Source organism: Marinobacter sp. Arc7-DN-1, from assembly GCF_003441595.1.
Classification (GTDB): domain Bacteria; phylum Pseudomonadota; class Gammaproteobacteria; order Pseudomonadales; family Oleiphilaceae; genus Marinobacter; species Marinobacter metalliresistant.
This window is the reverse complement of sequence record NZ_CP031848.1, coordinates 862707-881200: the sequence shown is the minus strand read 5'-3', so window position 1 is coordinate 881200 and position 18494 is coordinate 862707. Positions and strand designations below refer to the sequence as shown.

Here is an 18494-nt window from a genome sequence, read left to right as displayed (position 1 = left end):
GGCTCCCGCGCAGTAAGTGCCTATTCCGAACACCGGTTTAAAGCCGCAAGGAATAAGAAAACTGAAGAATGGAATTCTCTGACCGCTTATGCGATAGTCGAGAACGCCCGAGAAAAAACAAACCAACCTATAACATCTTCAACCTGAAATCGAAGGGGTTTAGTGTGAACAAGTCCGAACTTATCGATGCAATTGCAGAGTCCGCAGATATCTCCAAAGCCGCCGCTGGCCGTGCTCTGGACGCAATGACCAACTCCATCACCGGAGCCCTGAAAAAAGGCGATCAGGTAACCCTGATCGGTTTTGGTACCTTCTCCGTAAAAGAGCGTGCTGCCCGTACCGGTCGTAACCCGCAGACTGGTGCCGAGATCAAAATTCCGGCCTCCAAAGTGCCTGGGTTCAAAGCAGGCAAGGCCCTGAAAGACGCCGTTAAGTAACGGTTCTTTCTCCGGTGGCTCCTGTCACAGGGAGTCACCCAAGAAGAATTCAAGGCGCATTCCGAACCGGGTGCGCCTTTTTACGTTAAGCCGGACCGTAACAGCACGCTGAAACCAATAACACTGCACGACCTTGAACAGGGATTCGGGAGAAACATGCTTCAAGATATTCGGGAAAATGCCCAGGGCACGATTGCCAAGATTATTATTGGCGTACTGATTGTGTCGCTATCCATCTGGGGAATGGACGCCATTATCGGCGGATTCTCTGGCGAGCCTGAAGTGGCAACCGTCAATGGCGAGGATATTACTGAGCGGGAGTTCCTCCGCGTGGTTCAGATGGAAAGCCAGCGCCGGCTATCCGCAATGGAAACCCCCGATCCGTCCTTGCTCAATGAAGACCAGATTCGTAAAGACGTTCTCGATTCCCTGATCCGGGAGCAGGTTCTGATTCAGGATGCCAATGCCCAGGGTCTTGCGCTCAACGACGCTGACGTTGACGCGCTGATCACCCGGATGCCCCAGTTCCAGGTAGATGGCCAGTTCAATCGTGACCGCTTTGTTGCCACGGTTCGCAACATGGGGATGGGTGTCTCAGAATTCCGTGAGGCAATGCGGAAGCAGTATGTTCTCAACCAGATCAGGGCAGGCATCATCCAGAGCGCTGTTGTTGCTGATGAGAATGCAGCCCAGCTTTTACGCATCCAGAATCAGACCCGGAGTTTTCGGGTTCTCGACATTCCTGCCAGTGCGGTTGCAGACACTGTTTCAGTGACCGATGCTGACGTTGAGGAATTCTACCAGCAGAACGCAGGCGCGTTTCAGAAGCCTGAACGGGTGGATGCGGCGTACATCACGCTTTCCCTGGGAGCGTTGGCTGAGAAAATAGAGATCAGCAATGAGGAACTCCAGGCTTATTATGAGCAACGTGCCGCTGATCTGGCCAGTGAGGAGCGCCGTGCGTCCCATATCCTGATCGAGGAGGGCAGCGAAGCCGACCAGACCATGGCAACCATCCAGAAGCGTCTGGAGGCCGGAGAGTCGTTTGCTGACCTGGCGAAGGAATACTCCATTGATACCATCTCGGCGCAAGATGGTGGCGATCTTGGCTATGCTGGCCGGGGTATCTACGATGAAGCCTTTGAAGAGGCTCTGTTTGCCCTTGAAGAAGGCGAAATTTCCGAGCCGGTACGGACGTCATTCGGCGTCCATCTGATTCGTCTGGAGGACGTCCGACAGTCCGAGGTACCGTCGCTGTCGGAGATTGGCGGTCAGTTGCGTCGGGAACTGGCCCGTGACAAGGCACGAGAGCGTTTTGCCGAGGTTCGGGCCCAGCTCGCGGATTCCGCCTACGCGGCAGACGATCTGGCCGGACCTGCGGAAGAACTTGGACTGGAAGTGCGTGAAGCCAAGGGAATCGCCCGGGAAGGTGGTCAGGCACCGTTTGATCACGGCGGCCTGGTTCGGCAGCTGTTCTCCGAAGACGTGCTGGAGGCGGGTTACAATACCGAGCTGATTGATGTGGGCGACAATGTGTCCGTTGTGGCGCGGGTACGCGAATACCACGAGGCGGAGCAGCTGCCTCTGGCAGAGGTTCGTGAGAATATCCGGGCGACGCTGGAACAACGCAAGACCCGTGAAGCCCTTGTTGAAAGGGCGGATGCAATCATAGCGGATCTTGAGGCGGGAGAGCCTGTTGAGAGCGTGGGGGAATGGGTCAGCTACGAGAGTCTGGCCAGAAACTCCTCCGAAGCAGCCCCCGCTGTGATGCAGCAAGCGTTTTCGCTGCCGCGTCCGGGTGAAGGCGAAGCCCGCTACGGCAAAACGGTGACAGCGAATGCTTCCTCCGTTGTAGCACTGGAAGCAGTCAAAGACGGCGAGGTTGCCGACGACGGCACGGAACTGAACCAGCTTCGCGATTTCCTGGCATCGCTTGAGGGGCAGCGGGAGTATGCCGCCTATCAGCAGTTCCTGAGAAATCAGGCCGAAGTAGATCGCCCCTGATTTTCGCCAGGAAAAAGGGCGCCGCCTGGCGCCCTGCGGATGTAACAGCGCGGTTGTAAAAGAAGGCCCGGCGTAATATTTCGCCCGGGCTTTTTTTATTCAGCCTTCTTGATATAGGTCTGAGACACTTGGCCGGAGGCGTCAGAGTAAAAGCCGTATACTGCGGATTGGGGGCGCAGGAGGATAAGCCCCTCTATTGGTCGCTTTGCTATTTTTCTGTGGCGGTGGTCAGATTTCGTTTGGCGGGAACCGGGTGGGCTTGAGGCTTTCCTTGATCTTCTTGAGATGGCCGAGGAAATCCGCGCCGCGCTTGAGGGTTACGCCGGTTGCCAGAATATCGATAACGGTCAGGTGAATGATGCGTGACGACATCGGCATGTAGACCTCGGTGTCCTCTGGCGCGGTAACGCCCAATACCACCGTGCAGGTTTCCGCCAGGGGCGAGTCCGGATTTGTGATGCCGATCACAGTGGCGCCGTTGGCGCGCGCCAGCTGGGCAATGTCCACGGTTTCCCGGGTCCGGCCGGTGTAGGAAATCAGCACGATCACATCACCGACGTTGGAGCCTGCGGCAACCATTCGCTGCATCAGGGCATCGTCGTAGGACATGACCGGGATATTGAAACGGAAAAACTTGTGCTGGGCGTCCAGTGCGACCGAGGCGGAGCCGCCCATGCCGAAGAAATTGATCTGTTTGGCCTGGATCAGGTAGTCAATAGCGGTGGCCAGTGCTTTCGGGTCCAGCGCCTGGCGGGCCTTGTCCAGGCTGGCAATGGTGCTGAGCATGATCTTGTCGGCGAATTCGGCAACGGTGTCGTCGGGTTCGATATTCTGGCCGATGTAGGGGGTGCCGGTGGCAATGCTCTGCGCCAGGCGAATCTTGAAGTCCGGGAACCCGGTGGCCGAGAAGCCCCGGCAGAAACGGTTAACCGTAGGCTCGCTGACGTCCGCCGCCCTCGCCAGGGCGGCTATGCTGTATCGGGTGGCCGCGCTTGGATCGCGGAGAATGGCTTCGGCCACTTTCCGTTCGGATTTGTTAAGGCTGTCCAGCCTGGACTGGATGTCCTCAAGCAGATTGTCGTCACGGTGCGCCTGGTTCGCGGCCATCAATGGTACTCCCTGAATCTTGGGCGGTCGTTATCGTAAAAAACGCGCTGATTATACCGCTTTTTTCCAGCTTTTTGGGTAGTAAAAATATCATGAAACGCAGTTTTTTCTTGGAAAAATCCTTCTTTGATGCCATTATTTGTTTAAAATTACTACATTAAGGTCTGTCGGTGAGTTCTTGCCGTCGACTGTCCACCAGAGAGAAGGAACCAATGGTCAACAAGATTACTACCCGTTGTGACCTGATACTATTTGGCGCGTTGGGCGACCTCGCCCAGCGTAAACTGTTCCCGGCCCTTTACCAGCTGGAGCGCGCAAACCTGCTGGCCGATGGTAGCCGGGTGCTGGCGGTTGCGCGCACTGACGCTGATACTGAAACCGTGCGCCAGCAGTTGCTTGAGAAGCTCAAGCAGCATGTAAAGCCGCAAGAGTTCGATCCGGCCCTGGCGGAAACCTTTCTGCAGCGTGTCGATTATCAGGTTCTGGATTTTAACGATTCTGAAGGGTTCAGTGTCCTCAACGAGTGGCGTGATGATGCCCACAACGAGCTCATCGTTTACATGGCAACGCCGCCATCCATGTATGGCGTCATCGCCAGAAACCTTCGTTCGGCCGACTGCTGCACCGAAAAGACCCGGGTAGTGGTTGAAAAGCCGATCGGCCACGACCTGGAATCCTCGAAGGTCATCAACGACGAGCTGGGTGAGGTTTACAACGAGAACCAGCTGTTCCGTATTGACCACTACCTGGGCAAGGAAACGGTTCAGAATTTGATTGCCCTGCGGTTCGCCAACAACCTGTTTGCGTCCCAGTGGGATCAGAATCACATCTCCTACGTAGAAATCACAGTGGCAGAGAGTGTCGGCATCGAAGGCCGCTGGGGCTATTTTGACAAGGCCGGCCAGATTCGCGACATGATCCAGAGCCATCTGCTCCAGTTGCTGTGCCTGATCGCCATGGACCCGCCCTCGGACCTGTCCGAGGACAGCATCCGGGACGAAAAAGTGAAGATTCTGAAGGCATTGAAACAGATTACGCCGGACATGATGGACAGCTATGTGGTTCGTGGTCAGTACACCGCCGGTACCAGCAATGGCAAACCTGTTCCGGGCTACCTTGAAGAAGAGGGCGCCAACAAGGGCAGCGCCACCGAAACCTTTGTGGCACTGAAAGCCGAGATCGACAACTGGCGCTGGTCCGGCGTGCCCTTCTATATCCGGACCGGCAAGCGCCTGCCCGAGAAGCTGTCGCAGATCATCATTCACTTCAAGCCGGCGCCGCACTACATCTTTGACCCGGACCAGAAGCACCTGGCCAACAACAAGCTGATCATTCGCCTGCAGCCGGATGAGGGCATGTCCCTGAAGATCCTGACCAAGGACCAGGGTCTGGACAAGGGCATGCGCCTGCGCCAGGGCCCGCTTGAGCTGACCTTCTCTGAAACCTTCGATACGGACCGTATTCCCGACGCCTACGAGCGTCTGCTTTGGGAGGTGATGAAGGGTAATCAGTACCTGTTTGTACGCCGGGACGAAGTGGAACACGCCTGGCGCTGGGTGGACCAGGTTATCCAGAACTGGAAAGACTGCGGCGAACCGCCCAAGCGTTACGCCGCCGGAACCTGGGGCCCCGTTGCATCCATCGCCATGATCACCCGGGATGGAAGGAGCTGGTATGAGGATGTCTGATCTGCGGTTGCCCGAGGGCGTGCAGGCCCGGTTCGGAGAAACCCCGGATGAAGTGGCCCTGAACCTTGCCGACGCTGTCGCTGAATTTCTGGCTGTTCGCCTGAAACAAGCGCCGCGGGCCAGCCTTGTTGTTTCCGGCGGCTCCACGCCCCTGCCGTTTTTTAAGGCGTTGTCTGATAAGAACCTCGACTGGAGCAGGGTAGACGTTCTGCTGGCGGACGAGCGCTGGGTAGACGAAGACGACCCTGCGAGCAATGCCCGTCTGGTGAGGGGCAACCTGCTGCAGAACCACGCAGCATCGGCTCGATTTCTGTCCCTCAAACAACCCGGCGCCACGCCCGCAGAGGGGTTGGGTGCAGTGAAAGCGGAGCTGGCGGACCTGGCCCTGCCACTGGACGTGCTGGTTCTGGGCATGGGTAACGACGGCCACACCGCCTCCCTGTTTCCGGACGCCCCGGAACTGGCCCACGCCATGAGTCCGGAGTGCCAGGATATCGTTTCTGCTGCAACACCGGCATCCCAGCCCCAGAAGCGCATTACCCTGACCTGGCCGCCGCTTAGGGACGCACGATTCACGGCTTTGCACCTCAAGGGTGAGGACAAACTGGACACCCTGGAAAAAGCAATTTCCGATATGGACAGGGTTATGGAAATGCCCGTCAGGGCCTTCCTGAAACCCGGTCTGCAAGTGTTCTGGAGTCCCTGAAACGCCCTGAATCGATTATGGAGAAGATTATGAGCCAACTTTCCGATTATCATCGCGAGCGAGTCAGGGCGGTACTGAATTCCTCCCCTCTGGTACCGGTGATCACCATTAACGACATCGACGACGCCGTGCCCCTGTGCCAGGCGCTGGTCGATGGTGGTATCAACGTTCTGGAAATTACCCTGCGAACCAGGCACGGTATCCAGGCCATCGAAAACGTCCGCAAAGCCATCCCGGACGCCTGGGTAGGTGCGGGCACCGTCACCAGCATCGCCCAATATCGCCAGGTCGAAGCCGCCGGCGCCCAGTTCGTGATTACCCCGGGCGTTACCGAGGCCATCCTGGAATTCGCCCTGACCTCCGAAGCGCCGCTGTTGCCCGGTGTTGCTACCGTCTCGGAATTGATGGTCGGCTACAACCTGGGCTACCGCGAGTTCAAATTTTTTCCGGCCGAAGTCGCCGGCGGCATCCCCGCCCTGAAAGCCTTCGGCGGCCCCTTCCCGGACGTCACCTTCTGCCCCACCGGCGGCATCCGCCGCAACACCGCGGCAGACTACCTGACCCTCGGCAACGTCCAGGCTGTTGGCGGCACCTGGTTGACGCCGCCTGATGTGGTGGCGGCCAAAGACTGGTCGCAGATCACCGAAATTGTGCGTGGTAGCCTGGCTGATCTTTGATCCGTGGTCTGTTCCTTCTAGCCTGTGAGTATTGGAGTAGGCGCACTTTGGGGCGGGGCTTCCGGGAAACGCTACGAGCACATCCATGTGCGCTTGAGGCTGGCCGTCCCTGGCCAGCCACATTCCCGCAAGCCCCGCCCCAAAGAGCTCTGTCTGACCGAACGATATCGCGTAGCAAATCAATGAAAGCCGGGTGGTCGGATTGGATTCAGTTGTATTTCGACCTATATCCATTGCGGAAAATCGTTCACCCAGGGATTTTTCAGAAAGGAAGGATGGAGGTAGTGGGGTTACCGTTTCCAAAAATGTCTGTGGCCATGGATGGCCGGAGTCAAGCCACAGGGACGTGCTTGGAGCGGTTTTGGGCAGGGGCTTTCCTCCGCTGCCAGGCACTCAACCATCAGACTACAAGGTCAAGCACCAATAGCAGCGGGCTCAAGAAAAGAAACGATAATCAGCGAATATCAGAACCAACCCGAACAATCTTCATGGTATTGGTTCCGCCCTGGGCATTCACATAATCACCCTTGGTAATCACCACCAGGTCGCCTTCCCTGACCGCCTCACGGTTGACCAGTTCAGACACCGCCAACGCATTGGTCCGCTCATTCGGAATCTTTGCCGAATCAAACGGAATCGTCTGAACACCCCGGAACAAGGCAACCCGATGCTGGGTTGAGTGATGGCGCGAGAACGCAAAGATCGGCAAGCTGGACTTGATGCGGGACATCAGTCGGGGCGTGGCGCCGGTTTCGGTCATGCAGATGATGGCCGAGACGCCCTCCAGGTGGTTGGCGGCGTACATGGCAGACAGGGCGATGGCCTCATCTACCTCTTCCATGCTCTCGTGAATCCGGTGCTTGGACTGGTGCATGGAGGGGTGCTTCTCCGCGCCCAGACAGATACGCACCATGGCTTCCACCGCTTCTTTCGGGTAATCACCCACGGCGGTCTCGGCAGAGAGCATCACCGCATCGGTGTAGTCCATCACCGCATTGGCAACGTCTGAGACTTCCGCCCGTGTGGGCATCGGGCTGGTGATCATGGATTCCATCATCTGGGTTGCGGTGATCACCGCACGGTTGAGGACCCGGGCCCGGGAGATGATGTGTTTCTGGACGCCTACCAGCTGGGCATCGCCGATCTCAACGGCAAGATCGCCTCTGGCAACCATCACCGCGTCGGAAGCCTCGATAACCGCATCCAGTGCTTCCACATCGTCGGCAAGCTCGGCACGTTCGATCTTGGCGACGAGGCCCGCATCGGAGCCTGCATCCCGGAGCAGGCGGCGGGCAATGTGAATGTCCTCCGCCGTCCGGACAAAGGACACGGCAACGTAATCGGCGCCCAGCCTGGCTGCGGTAACGATGTCCTGTTTGTCTTTCTCGGTGAGCGCCTCGGCAGAAAGCCCGCCGCCACGCTTGTTCAGGCCCTTGTTGTTGGAAAGGGGGCCGCCGATCAGTACCGTTGAGGTGATGCTGTGCTCAGCCACGGATTGAACTTCCATTTCGATACGGCCGTCATCAAGGACCAGAATATCGCCGGGCTCCACGTCCCGGATCAGCTGCTCGTAATCGATTCCGACTCTTTCCCCGGTGCCGGCTTCCTTGTCCATGGCGGCATCCAGGATGAAGGTCTGGCCGGCTTTCAGCGTAACCTTGTTTTCTGTAAAGCGGGCAATACGGAGTTTCGGACCCTGCAAATCGGCCAGGAGAGCGACAAACCGCCCTTGCGCAGCAGCAGTTTCACGAACGCGGCGGGCGCGGCCGATGTGCTCCTCTGCGCTGCCATGGGAAAAGTTCAGTCGGGTGACGTCTACGCCCGCCGCAATGATCGCGGCCAGGGATTCCGGCGAGTCGGTTGCTGGGCCGAGGGTGGCGACGATTTTGGTACGCCTGAGCATGGTTGGTGTCCTTTGGTTCTTCAAAATGTTCTCGAACAGAGTAGCGGAATAACTCGGGCTGGCCAGTTTTACTGGCCGGCGTTGATCAGGGCGACGGCATTATCCAGCATGCGATTCGAGAAACCCCATTCATTATCGTACCAGGCCATGACTTTTACATGACGACCCAGGACCCGGGTGTGGTTGGCGTCGAAAATGCTTGAGAGTGCGTTATGGTTGAAATCCACGCTCACCAGTTTCTCGACGTTGTAGCCCAGAACCGGGTTCTTCTCGGCGGCGGCCTTCACGGCGTTGTTTACTTCTTCCACCGTTGTCTCCCGGCCGGCAATAAAGCCGAAATCCACCAGCGATACGTTGATGGTGGGCACCCGAACGGCCAGGCCGTCCAGCTTGCCTTCGAGTTCCGGAATGACCTTGCCGATTGCCGCAGCAGCGCCGGTCCTGGTTGGAATCATGGACTGGGTGGCCGAGCGTGCGCGGTAAAGGTCGGAATGGTAAACGTCGCTCAGTTTCTGGTCGTTGGTATAGGAGTGGATGGTTGTCATCAGGCCACTCTCGATGCCAACGGTCTTGTGCAGAGCCTCAACAACCGGGGCCAGGCAGTTTGTGGTACAGGAGGCGTTGGAAATGATGTCGTGTTCGGCTGTCAGCTTACCATGGTTCACGCCATAGACCACCATGGCGTCTGCATCCGGGCTTGGGGCCGATATGATGACTTTGTGGGCGCCGGCTTTCATGTGTGCCGCCGCCTTGTCTCGTCTGGTGAACAGGCCGGTGCACTCGAAGACAACATCCACACGGTAATCTTGCCAGGGCAGTTCTTCCGGGTTGCGCAGTGCGGTGGTGGCAATCCGGTCTCCGTTTACGGTCAGGGATTCTGCGTCGTGGCTGACATCGGCACTAAAACGGCCATGAACACTGTCATACTTGAGCAAATGAGCGTTGGTCCCGGCGTCGCCCAGGTCATTGATGGCAACAACCTGCAGCTGGCTCCGGTAGTTATTTTCATACAATGCTCTCAGAACATTGCGACCGATGCGGCCAAAACCGTTGATTGCGATACGGATCGTCATTGTCTGACTCCTTGATGGGTCGTTTTTGTTCGTTTAATTCATTAGATGTAGTAAATATAACAACAAAAAAAGAATAAATGAACGATTAAAAGGTGGAAATACCAAAAAAAGAAAGTAACATTACGTCTAAAAACGAATACTCCAATAATTTATGCAATGGAGCCCAGCATGCACCCGACCGTCGACAAGGTTACACAGCGAATTATCGAGCGCAGTCGTGCCACCCGGCAGGACTATCTCAGCCGGATGAATGCATTGAAGGCACAGTCGCCGCACCGCAGCTCCCTGTCCTGCGGTAATCTGGCCCACGGCTTTGCGGCCTGTAACCAGGGCGATAAAGACGCACTGAAGTTCATGAACAGGGCCAACGTGGCCGTGGTGACGGCCTACAACGATATGCTTTCGGCCCACCAACCCTATGAAAGGTTCCCGGACCTGATCAGGGAAGCGGCCCGGGGCATGGGCTCGGTGGCCCAGGTTGCCGGTGGCACACCGGCCATGTGCGATGGCGTGACCCAGGGTCAGCCGGGCATGGAACTGAGCCTGTTTTCCCGGGACACCATCGCCATGAGCGCGGCTGTGGCGCTGAGCCACAATATGTTTGATGCGACCCTACTGCTGGGGATCTGCGACAAAATTGTTCCGGGCCTTCTGATAGGCTCTCTCAGCTTCGGTTACCTGCCCACCATCCTGGTTCCGGCAGGCCCGATGCCCTCGGGACTGTCGAACAAGGAAAAGCAGCGGATCCGTCAGCTCTACGCCGAGGGCAAGGTTGGTAAGGAGGAACTGCTTGAGGCGGAGAGCAAGTCCTATCACAGCCCTGGCACCTGTACGTTTTATGGCACCGCCAACAGCAACCAGTTGCTCGTGGAGGTCATGGGGCTGCACCTGCCCGGGGCGGCGTTCGTGAACCCGAACACGCCGCTGCGCGACCAGCTCACACGGGCGGCAACCGAGCAGGTGATCAAGCTGTCGAAGCCTCATGGCGGCGAACTGGGTCTGGGCGACATGGTGGATGAAAAGAGCATCGTCAACGCCCTGGTGGCGCTGCTGGTAACCGGTGGCTCCACCAACCACACCATCCACTGGATCGCCATTGCCCGTGCGGCGGGGATCATCATCGACTGGAACGACTATGCCGAGCTTTCCTCCGTGGTTCCGTCCATGACCCGGATCTACCCCAATGGGCAGGAAGATGTGAACGCCTTCCACGAGGCCGGCGGCACCCCGTTCCTGATCAGGGAGCTGCTGAGCGGCGGCTACCTGCACAATGACGTGAACACTGTGATTGGCTATGGTCTGGAGCGCTACACCGAGATGCCGGAGTTGGTGGATGAGAAGCTGGTGTGGAAGCCGGCGCCGGAAAAAAGCCTGCGTCCGGATGTCCTCAGCCCGGTGGCGGAGCCGTTCGCACCGGATGGCGGGCTCAGGGTGCTTGATGGCAATCTGGGCCGGGGCGTGATCAAGGTATCAGCCGTTGCCCCCGAACACCGGAAGGTGGAAGCGCCGGCCGTGGTCTTTAATGACCAGAACGAACTCAAGGCGGCGTTTGAAGGCGGCGATCTGGACAGGGACTGCATTGTGATCGTGCGTTTCCAGGGCCCGAAGAGTAATGGCATGCCGGAGTTGCACAAACTCACGCCCTATCTCGGCGTGTTGCAGGACCGCGGGTTCAGGGTGGCCCTGGTGACCGATGGCCGTATGTCCGGCGCGTCCGGCAAGGTACCCGCGGCGATCCATGTTTACCCGGAGGCACTGGATGGTGGTCCCCTGGCCAAGGTCAAAAACGGTGATCCGATCTGCCTGGATGCCGAAAAGGGCGTTCTTGCCATCCGGGTGGATGAACAGGACTTTGCCGGCCGGGAATCTGAAAAAGCGGACCTGACCGGGTATCATCACGGTTACGGTCGGGAGTTGTTTGGCTGGCTGCGTCGCGCTGCCGGCAATCCCGAGGAAGGGGCCAGTTTTTTCTGGAATCACGAGGCATGACAACAGCACGTTATTCACTGGTTGGTGATATCGGTGGCACCAATGCGCGTTTTGCCCTGGTAGGGCCGGGCAGCGTTCAGCCGTACGCTGTCGAAATCCTGTCCTGTGGAGATTACAACAACCTTGATGACGCGGTTCGCGATTACCTGGCCCGCGTGGGGGTCTCCGAAGTCGGGGAGGTCTGCCTGGCGGTGGCATCGCCGGTGCGTGGAACCCAGGTGCGGATGACCAACAATCACTGGCGCTTTGATACCGAAGAAGTCCGGCAACAGTTTGGCTGGTCGGCGTTCAAGGTGATCAACGATTTTACCGCCATGGCGCTGGGTGTTCCCCATGTTGCGGGTGATCAACTGGTTCATGTTTGTGGCGGTCCGGGTGACAGCCGTCGCCCCAGGCTCGTTATGGGGCCTGGAACCGGGCTCGGGGTTTCCGGGCTGGTGCCGATCAGGCAGGGTTGGGTGCCGTTGATGACCGAAGGCGGGCACGTGGATTTTGCGCCAACGGACGATACCGAGATGGCGGTTCTGCGTATCCTGAAGGCCCGCTTCGGGCGGGTTTCGGTAGAGCGGATTCTGTGTGGTCAGGGCCTGCTGAATCTGTATCAGGCCCATGCTGAAATACAGGGTGTGGCTGCGCCGCTGGATGCACCCGAGAAAATCACCGCAGCTGCTGTTGATAATGCCGATAACCTGGCTCGCCACACTCTGCGTCATTTCTGCGAGATTCTGGGCCGGGTTGCCGGCAATGGTGTCCTCACCCTCGGAAGTACCGGCGGCGTTTACCTGTGTGGTGGCATCTTGCCGCGATTTCTCGATTTCTTTCTGGAGAGTCCGTTCCGCAACGGCTTTGAGGACAAGGGCAGGATGCGGCCGCTGCTGGAATTCACGCCGGTTTACGTGGTAACGGAGCCCTACACCGGGCTGCTGGGAGCTGCCGAGGCGCTGGGCAATCCGGAGGTTTGATTCGGCATTGTCCGGCCTGATCGGAGAAAGCGTACCAGTTCGCTTCGACCAAAACGGTACTGGTGGTTGCACGGTGTTCATGGTGGGTCCTTTGGTACTTGTTGTGCAGGTCTTGTGGCCCTATCGTTACGGGAAATACCGGTTTATGCAATTGCCCTGATGAGGGGCCTCCCCATGAGTGACAATCTCTCACAACTTTCCTTTGATAATCTGGTGCGCCGGGTGAGGGCCTGTACGATTTGCCAAGAGGCCCTGCCGCACAAGCCGAGACCCGTGATCCAGATATCCGAATCGGCGCGCATCCTGGTGGTCGGTCAGGCGCCAGGGCGGCGCGTGCATGAAACCGGGCTGCCGTTCAACGACCCCAGCGGAGATCGGCTCCGGCAATGGATGGGAGTTACACGGGATACCTTCTATGACGAGCAGAAGCTCGCAATCCTGCCCATGGGGTTCTGCTATCCGGGTACCGGCAAGTCCGGGGACCTTCCCCCGCGGCCTGAATGCGCGCCCGCCTGGCGTGAGGCTCTTCTGGACCGTCTGCCGGACATCGGGTTGACTCTGGTCATCGGCCAATACGCCCATGCCTGGCATCTGGCCAACAGCCGGAAATCCGTAACCGCCAACGTTCAGCACTGGCGGGAGTATTGGCCCGGGGTTCTGCCCATGCCTCACCCCAGCCCACGAAACAACCTCTGGCTGCGTCGTAATCCCTGGTTCGAAAGCGAGGTCGTGCCCGAGCTGCAACGGCGGGTTGCCCGGCTTCTTGAGCCTGGGCCGGCCACCAGTCAGCTCCCTTGAGCTGCTCCTCTTCGGCCATCTTCGGGCCAAAATCGTGGGCAAGGAAATTGCGCTCAATGACCGACAGGGTTCTGTCCTGGGCGGCTGCAGGTTGTCCGGCGCTTGCTGGGGGGCGGCACCATTCCATGCGAATACCCCATTCATCAACCGGCAATCCGTTGGGAATTCCCCTGTCACCTGCGCCTGCCATGGAAAACCAGGCATTGGTGAAGCGCCATCCCAGGGACGGGTCCCGTTTGCCGTAGTCCATGTGGCCATAGACGCGCTCTCCATCGATCTCCTTCACGTGAGCGGTGAAGAACTCTGCAATGTCTTCGTGGGCAGACCAGTTTACGGGTACGCCAAGCTCGTAGCCGTAACGTTGCCGGAACTGTGCCCTCAATTCCGGCCGCTGAAATCAGTCGTAACGGAACCAGTACAGGTTGGCAAACTGCTGGTCGGGAAGCTGTTAGATCTTGCCATCCGGGCCGGTGATGAATTCCAGGCCGATGAAGTCTTCCAGTGCCAGGGTCGGCAGGGTGAACGCTTTCCCCGCGCCCTCCATGTAATCGCTGAGCGCCAGAACCCGCGCCTCGTAGTCGTTGGTAGGCAGTTGCTCGGAAAGAACCCAAATTCCCGTGCCCCTCAGATATGCCGCCGCGTGAGCGAACCAGGCCAGTTCTTCGGCCTGCTCATCCCTGGAAAGCGTCGAATCCGGAAAGTGGTCCCGGATCAGCGTTTGAATGAACATTTGTTTCTCATCGGGCAGCGAGTCGAACAGTGGGCCGGCATCTGCCGGCTGGCTCATCAGGAGCATCAGACTGGTTAGCAGTGGCAGTTTTTTCATGACCGTCTCTCGTTTTGTTGGTTTTCGTACAATTTGCGGTCATAGAATTCGTTAGCAAGTTCGTACACGAAAAAATATACAGGCATGATGTTTATTATTAAGCTATAAAAAACAATATAATAGGTTGTGTTTAAGGTTTTTTATCATTCCTGGGGCCGCCTAAACGAAAATTTTTTTCGATCATAAACTTTCCATTTGCGATTTTGGGCGCTAGATTTGTTCTGTTACGAACGTTTTGGTCTTAAAACGAAAAACCGTCAGTTCGATAACGCCGTTGGTCACCGGGCTCCGAACGAGTGTCCTGCCGCGGGCAGGTCTATGCGGATGGCTGACGATAGTCCAGCGCTAACAAAAACAGGAAGCTAACATGATCGAAAACAACAACGTTTTAATGTCGTTCAACAACCGTTCATTCCGGAAAGCCCCTCTGGCTGTCGCACTGTCGCTGCTGACAGCCGGCGTCGCCTCGCCGGCCTTTGCTGAGGTTTCTTTTGAGTCAGACAGTGGTTGGAAATTCGGTATCAATGGCCACATTCCGGTTTTCGCACTGATGAGCGATAACGATAATCTTGAAGAGGATGCCTTCCGGATTACCACCGGGTTCAACCCTGCGACCGCCCAGTTCAACGTGTATGCCCCCACTCAGTACGGTCTCAATGTGTCGGGTCACTTCCAACTGAACAGCCACTTGTCCGGGGCAGATGGGGTGCAGAATTCGGGGTTTGGCCGGGTGGATTTCGGGAGAGTGTCAGGTGTCGAAAGTCGTGTCGCGGAATTTGCGGTCTCCGGCGGTTTTGGCGTAGTTAATATTGGCAAGGGCTACGGCATTTTTGGGGTGCCGGCCATCGGTGATACTGGCAGTGCGAAAGGTATGGGGTTATTTGCTCCGAACAATGGCGATTCGACGGCGGGTAGAATTGGCAACGGCTATTTCTATGCCAACTTCAACCCACGCGTTATGTACACGTCGCCGACCATGAGCGGCCTTACCTTCAAGGTCGGTCTTTTTCAGCCGGAAAAACCTAAGTCGGGAGTCATTGATTTTCCGGGTGCTGCAGATCCCGCCGCCGCTGCGGAGGCTACCAATGCCTCGGTAGGAACGGAAAGCCCACGTATTGAAGCCAACGTTGTCTGGTCTGGCGACATGGTCACCCTCTGGTCCAGTGGTTTCAGTCAGTCCGTGAGTGTGAAGGACCCCGCGGTGGAAGATTTCACCATGACCGGTGTCGATTTTGGTGGCGCACTGTCCCTGGGTGATCTGGGCGTGCGGGCAAACTATGCGATGACTCAGGGCACCGGTAATTTTGTTGTGGGCGGCCATGGAGTTGTCGGAGGCTCCCAGGAAGAGGATGCGGACCAGTGGTATGTTGAGACCACCTACGACATTAACCGCACAACACTGGGCGCGAGCTACGGTGAAGGTTCGGATGACCTGTCGGACGAGGACACTGAACTGACCATGCTGTTTGCCCGCTACCGTGCGACCGACGCCTTAACTGTGATGGCTGAAATCCAGGACTACGCCAGCAGCACGCCCAACAGTGACTACAGCGCTTTTATTCTGGGTTCCCAGTTCACTTTCTGAACCAGCGACTAAGTGACCCCCGACGGAGCGGGGGTCAAAAGGCCGGTACTCCGGAAGGGGTGCCGGTCTTTATTTTGGCATGGAAACAGGCGGGCTCCTCCGGAGAGTCAAGTCCGATGTTTGGGTTCCGTGCAGGGGGCTTGCGAGTGGCCAAAAAAAGCGCCGGCCGGAGATCATCCGGCCGGGGCAAAGATGCCTGAGAGAACTTCAGGCGCTGTGGTGGAGAGAGGTCTTGCGAGTTTCGGGGATTGCGGTGTTCATGAGAAACCGGTCCAGGGCCTCAACGTCGCTGTCTGTTGCATAGAGACCTTGCTTGGTCCGGCGCCAGAGAATGTCTTCAGAGGTCAATGCCCACTCATTTTTCATCAAGTGAAGCACTTCCCTTTCATACAACGTGCCTGCGAAATGAAACCCCAGGTCTTCCATCGAGCCGCAATCCTTGAGGATGTCATAGGAGGTCATACCGTAAGTGCGAACATAGCGGCTGATGACCTTCTCCGAGAGCCATGGACAATCGTGACTGAGCTTCTGCTCAAGCGATGCATGGTTGTCAAAATCGCCACCGGGCAGCACCGCGGTCTTGGTCCACTTGCCTCCCGCCTCGGGAAAGAACTGGCACAGCTTGTCGGTTGCCGCTTCGGCCAGTTTTCGGTAAGTGGTAATCTTGCCCCCGAAAACCGAAATAATGGGAGCCTTGTTTTTTTCGCTGCTCACTTCAAAGGAGTAGTCCCGGGATGCCTTCTGCGCGTTTTCCTCCTCGCCGTCCATCAGCGGACGAACCCCTGAGTAGGACCAGACTACATCCGCCGGTTCAAGCTGGCGCTTGAAGTGGGAGTTCACTATGTTCAGCAGGTAGTCGGTTTCTTCTGGTGAGATTTTCGCTTTCTTCGGATCCCCTTCGTAATCCACGTCGGTGGTGCCCACCAGAGAGAACTCATCTTCGTAGGGAATCACGAAGACAATGCGCTCGTCTTCGTTTTGAAGGATGTAGGCTTCGGTGCCCCTGTTCAGTCTCGGTACCACGATATGACTGCCCTTGACCATACGAATTGATTTCGGCGCTGGCATGGAGAGGGTCTCGCCAAACAGTCTGCTCACCCAAGGGCCTGAGGCGTTCACGATTGCTCTGGCCGAAACCGTTGTTTCGGTTTCGTTGGTCATGTCACGGAGTGTCACCGTCCAGTCCTTCGCGTTACGTTCGGCTCTGACGCACTTGGTCCTGGTCATGATCCGCGCGCCGAATTGCTGGGCTTTTTTCGCAGTCAGTACCACCAGACGAGCGTCGTCGACCCAGCCATCGGAATACTCAAAGCCTTTGGTAATGTCGGGCTTCAGTGGATCGCTCTCAGTAAAGCGGATTGAACGGGATCCCGGCAGGATTTCCCGTTTTGCCAAATGGTCATAAAGAAACAGGCCGGTCCGGATCATCCAGGCAGGGCGAAGGTGAGGGCGGTGGGGCAGGCGGAAGCGCATGGGCCACATGATGTGTGGCGAATTGCGGAGCAGCGACTCTCGTTCGGCCAGGGCTTCCCTGACCAACCGGAATTCATAGTGCTCAAGATATCTGAGTCCACCGTGTATCAGCTTGCTGCTGCTGGAAGAGGTGGCGGATGCCAGATCGTTCATTTCACAAAGCAGGACTTTCAATCCCCGGCCTGCTGCATCCATGGCAATGCCGGTGCCGTTGACTCCGCCGCCAACGACAACAACATCAAACTGTTCGTGCTCCATAGTCATTGTTGGTCATCTCCTGACGCCAATGGAAAAGACGCTTTGTTGTCATGCGCACTTTTCAATGTTCAATATACGGTATAGAACTATTATGCGAAAGCTCGGGATATTCGTAAAGGAAAAATTAGAAAAAAAACGAAAATAAAGAGGCATTCACGTTTTCGATTGGGTGGTTAACCGAAAAGTCTCAGACGAGGTGAAGTTCGACGTTGTGCTCGCTAAGAAGCTGGCGGATTTCGACCGGAGGCTGCTGATTAGTAAACACGTGGTCCGCCTGGGTAATGCTACCGAGGCGAACCATGGCGTTGCGGCCAAACTTGGAGTGGTCAGCCGCGAGCAGAACCTGATTGGAGTTTTCGATAATGGCCTGGGCGACCCGGACTTCGCGGTAATCAAAATCCAGCAGCGAACCGTCGTTATGGATGCCGCTGATCCCAATGACGCCGAAATCCATCTTGAACTGATTGATGAAGTCGCGGGTGGCCTCGCCGACAATGCCGCCATCCCGGTTTCGAACCTCGCCCCCGGCAATGATCACGTGAAAATCCTCTTTTGCCGAGAGAATGGAAGCGACATGGAGGTTATTGGTGACAATCTGCAGATTGTTCTTTTCCAGCAGTGCCTTGGCGATGGTTTCGGTGGTGGTGCCAATGTTGATGAATATGGAGGAGTTGTCCGGAATCATCTCGACCAGCGCTTCGGCGATGCGCTCCTTGGCTTCCAGGTCCATGATCTTGCGAGCCTGGTACGCGGTGTTGACCGTGCTGGAGTCAATACCGGCGCCTCCGTGATGCCTGCGGAGCTTCTTCTGTTTCGCGAGTTCGTTCAGATCACGGCGGATGGTCTGGGGCGTTACCCTGAACTGGTCAACCAGCTGCTCGGTTGTCACGAAACCGTTCTGCTGGATCAGCTCCATGATCAGATCCTGTCGGCGACGCTGTGCCATTACTACCTCCTCCGCGTTGTCGTTTTTCTCATGCGAAATATTGTGCGTCCGGAAACATGTTT

General features: G+C 57.1%; 14 protein-coding genes and 1 pseudogene. 9 read left to right on the top strand and 6 right to left on the bottom strand.

The window, feature by feature from the left end:
- Positions 1–164: 164 nt before the first annotated feature.
- Together D0851_RS04080 and D0851_RS04075 are read left to right on the top strand one after the other, a co-directional pair.
- On the top strand, positions 165–437 hold the full coding sequence (locus D0851_RS04080) for an HU family DNA-binding protein (protein ID WP_008174603.1): 273 nt from the start codon (positions 165–167) through the stop codon (positions 435–437).
- A 156-nt stretch (positions 438–593) separates the two neighbouring features.
- Entirely contained in the window at positions 594–2441 is a 1848-nt protein-coding gene (locus tag D0851_RS04075) for a SurA N-terminal domain-containing protein (RefSeq protein WP_117617479.1), read from the top strand.
- A gap of 228 nt (positions 2442–2669) precedes the next feature.
- On the opposite strand, the gene D0851_RS04070 is transcribed toward D0851_RS04075, so the two are convergent.
- A complete protein-coding gene (locus tag D0851_RS04070) occupies positions 2670–3548 on the bottom strand; it encodes a MurR/RpiR family transcriptional regulator (protein ID WP_117617478.1) in 879 nt (292 codons plus the stop codon).
- Positions 3549–3760: 212 nt separating this feature from the next.
- Between D0851_RS04070 and zwf the strand changes: the two genes are divergently transcribed.
- The 3 genes from zwf to D0851_RS04055 are packed head-to-tail and all read left to right on the top strand — an operon-like array spanning position 3761 to position 6619.
- A complete protein-coding gene (zwf, locus tag D0851_RS04065; protein WP_117617477.1) occupies positions 3761–5236 on the top strand; it encodes a glucose-6-phosphate dehydrogenase in 1476 nt (491 codons plus the stop codon).
- Entirely contained in the window at positions 5229–5942 is a 714-nt protein-coding gene (gene pgl / locus D0851_RS04060) for a 6-phosphogluconolactonase (protein ID WP_117617476.1), read from the top strand. The genes zwf and pgl overlap by 8 nt, the downstream gene beginning before the upstream one ends.
- 29 nt (positions 5943–5971) lie before the next feature.
- Positions 5972–6619, top strand: a complete 648-nt coding sequence (locus D0851_RS04055) for a bifunctional 4-hydroxy-2-oxoglutarate aldolase/2-dehydro-3-deoxy-phosphogluconate aldolase (RefSeq protein WP_117620274.1) — start codon at positions 5972–5974, stop codon at positions 6617–6619.
- Between the two features lie 454 nt (positions 6620–7073).
- Here the strand turns inward: D0851_RS04055 and pyk are convergent, their stop codons facing one another.
- Positions 7074–8522: a pyruvate kinase gene (gene pyk / locus D0851_RS04050; protein WP_117617475.1), complete on the bottom strand. Its 1449-nt coding sequence runs from the start codon at positions 8520–8522 to the stop codon at positions 7074–7076.
- A 68-nt stretch (positions 8523–8590) separates the two neighbouring features.
- Positions 8591–9595 carry a type I glyceraldehyde-3-phosphate dehydrogenase gene (gap, locus tag D0851_RS04045; RefSeq protein ID WP_117617474.1) on the bottom strand — a complete coding sequence of 335 codons (1005 nt, stop codon included), beginning with the start codon at positions 9593–9595 and terminating at the stop codon, positions 8591–8593.
- A 168-nt stretch (positions 9596–9763) separates the two neighbouring features.
- Between gap and edd the strand changes: the two genes are divergently transcribed.
- The 3 genes from edd to D0851_RS04030 all read left to right on the top strand — a co-directional run bounded on the left by edd (position 9764) and on the right by D0851_RS04030 (position 13344).
- Positions 9764–11584: a phosphogluconate dehydratase gene (edd, locus tag D0851_RS04040; RefSeq protein ID WP_117617473.1), complete on the top strand. Its 1821-nt coding sequence runs from the start codon at positions 9764–9766 to the stop codon at positions 11582–11584.
- A complete protein-coding gene (locus D0851_RS04035) occupies positions 11581–12546 on the top strand; it encodes a glucokinase (RefSeq protein ID WP_117617472.1) in 966 nt (321 codons plus the stop codon). The genes edd and D0851_RS04035 overlap by 4 nt, the downstream gene beginning before the upstream one ends.
- A gap of 174 nt (positions 12547–12720) precedes the next feature.
- Entirely contained in the window at positions 12721–13344 is a 624-nt protein-coding gene (locus tag D0851_RS04030) for a uracil-DNA glycosylase family protein (protein ID WP_117617471.1), read from the top strand.
- A 97-nt stretch (positions 13345–13441) separates the two neighbouring features.
- Here D0851_RS04030 and D0851_RS04025 read toward each other — a convergent pair.
- Positions 13442–14056 (bottom strand): annotated as a pseudogene (locus D0851_RS04025) (carbohydrate ABC transporter substrate-binding protein); the annotation flags it as partial.
- A gap of 481 nt (positions 14057–14537) precedes the next feature.
- Between D0851_RS04025 and D0851_RS04020 the strand changes: the two are divergent.
- Positions 14538–15755: a porin gene (locus D0851_RS04020; RefSeq protein ID WP_117617470.1), complete on the top strand. Its 1218-nt coding sequence runs from the start codon at positions 14538–14540 to the stop codon at positions 15753–15755.
- 207 nt (positions 15756–15962) lie between these two features.
- Here D0851_RS04020 and glpD read toward each other — a convergent pair whose 3' ends face one another.
- Positions 15963–17492 (bottom strand): glycerol-3-phosphate dehydrogenase, encoded by a 1530-nt coding sequence (glpD, locus tag D0851_RS04015; protein WP_117617469.1) that lies wholly within the window; start codon positions 17490–17492, stop codon positions 15963–15965.
- Positions 17493–17673: 181 nt separating this feature from the next.
- A complete protein-coding gene (locus tag D0851_RS04010; protein ID WP_117617468.1) occupies positions 17674–18432 on the bottom strand; it encodes a DeoR/GlpR family transcriptional regulator in 759 nt (252 codons plus the stop codon).
- Positions 18433–18494 lie beyond the last annotated feature (62 nt).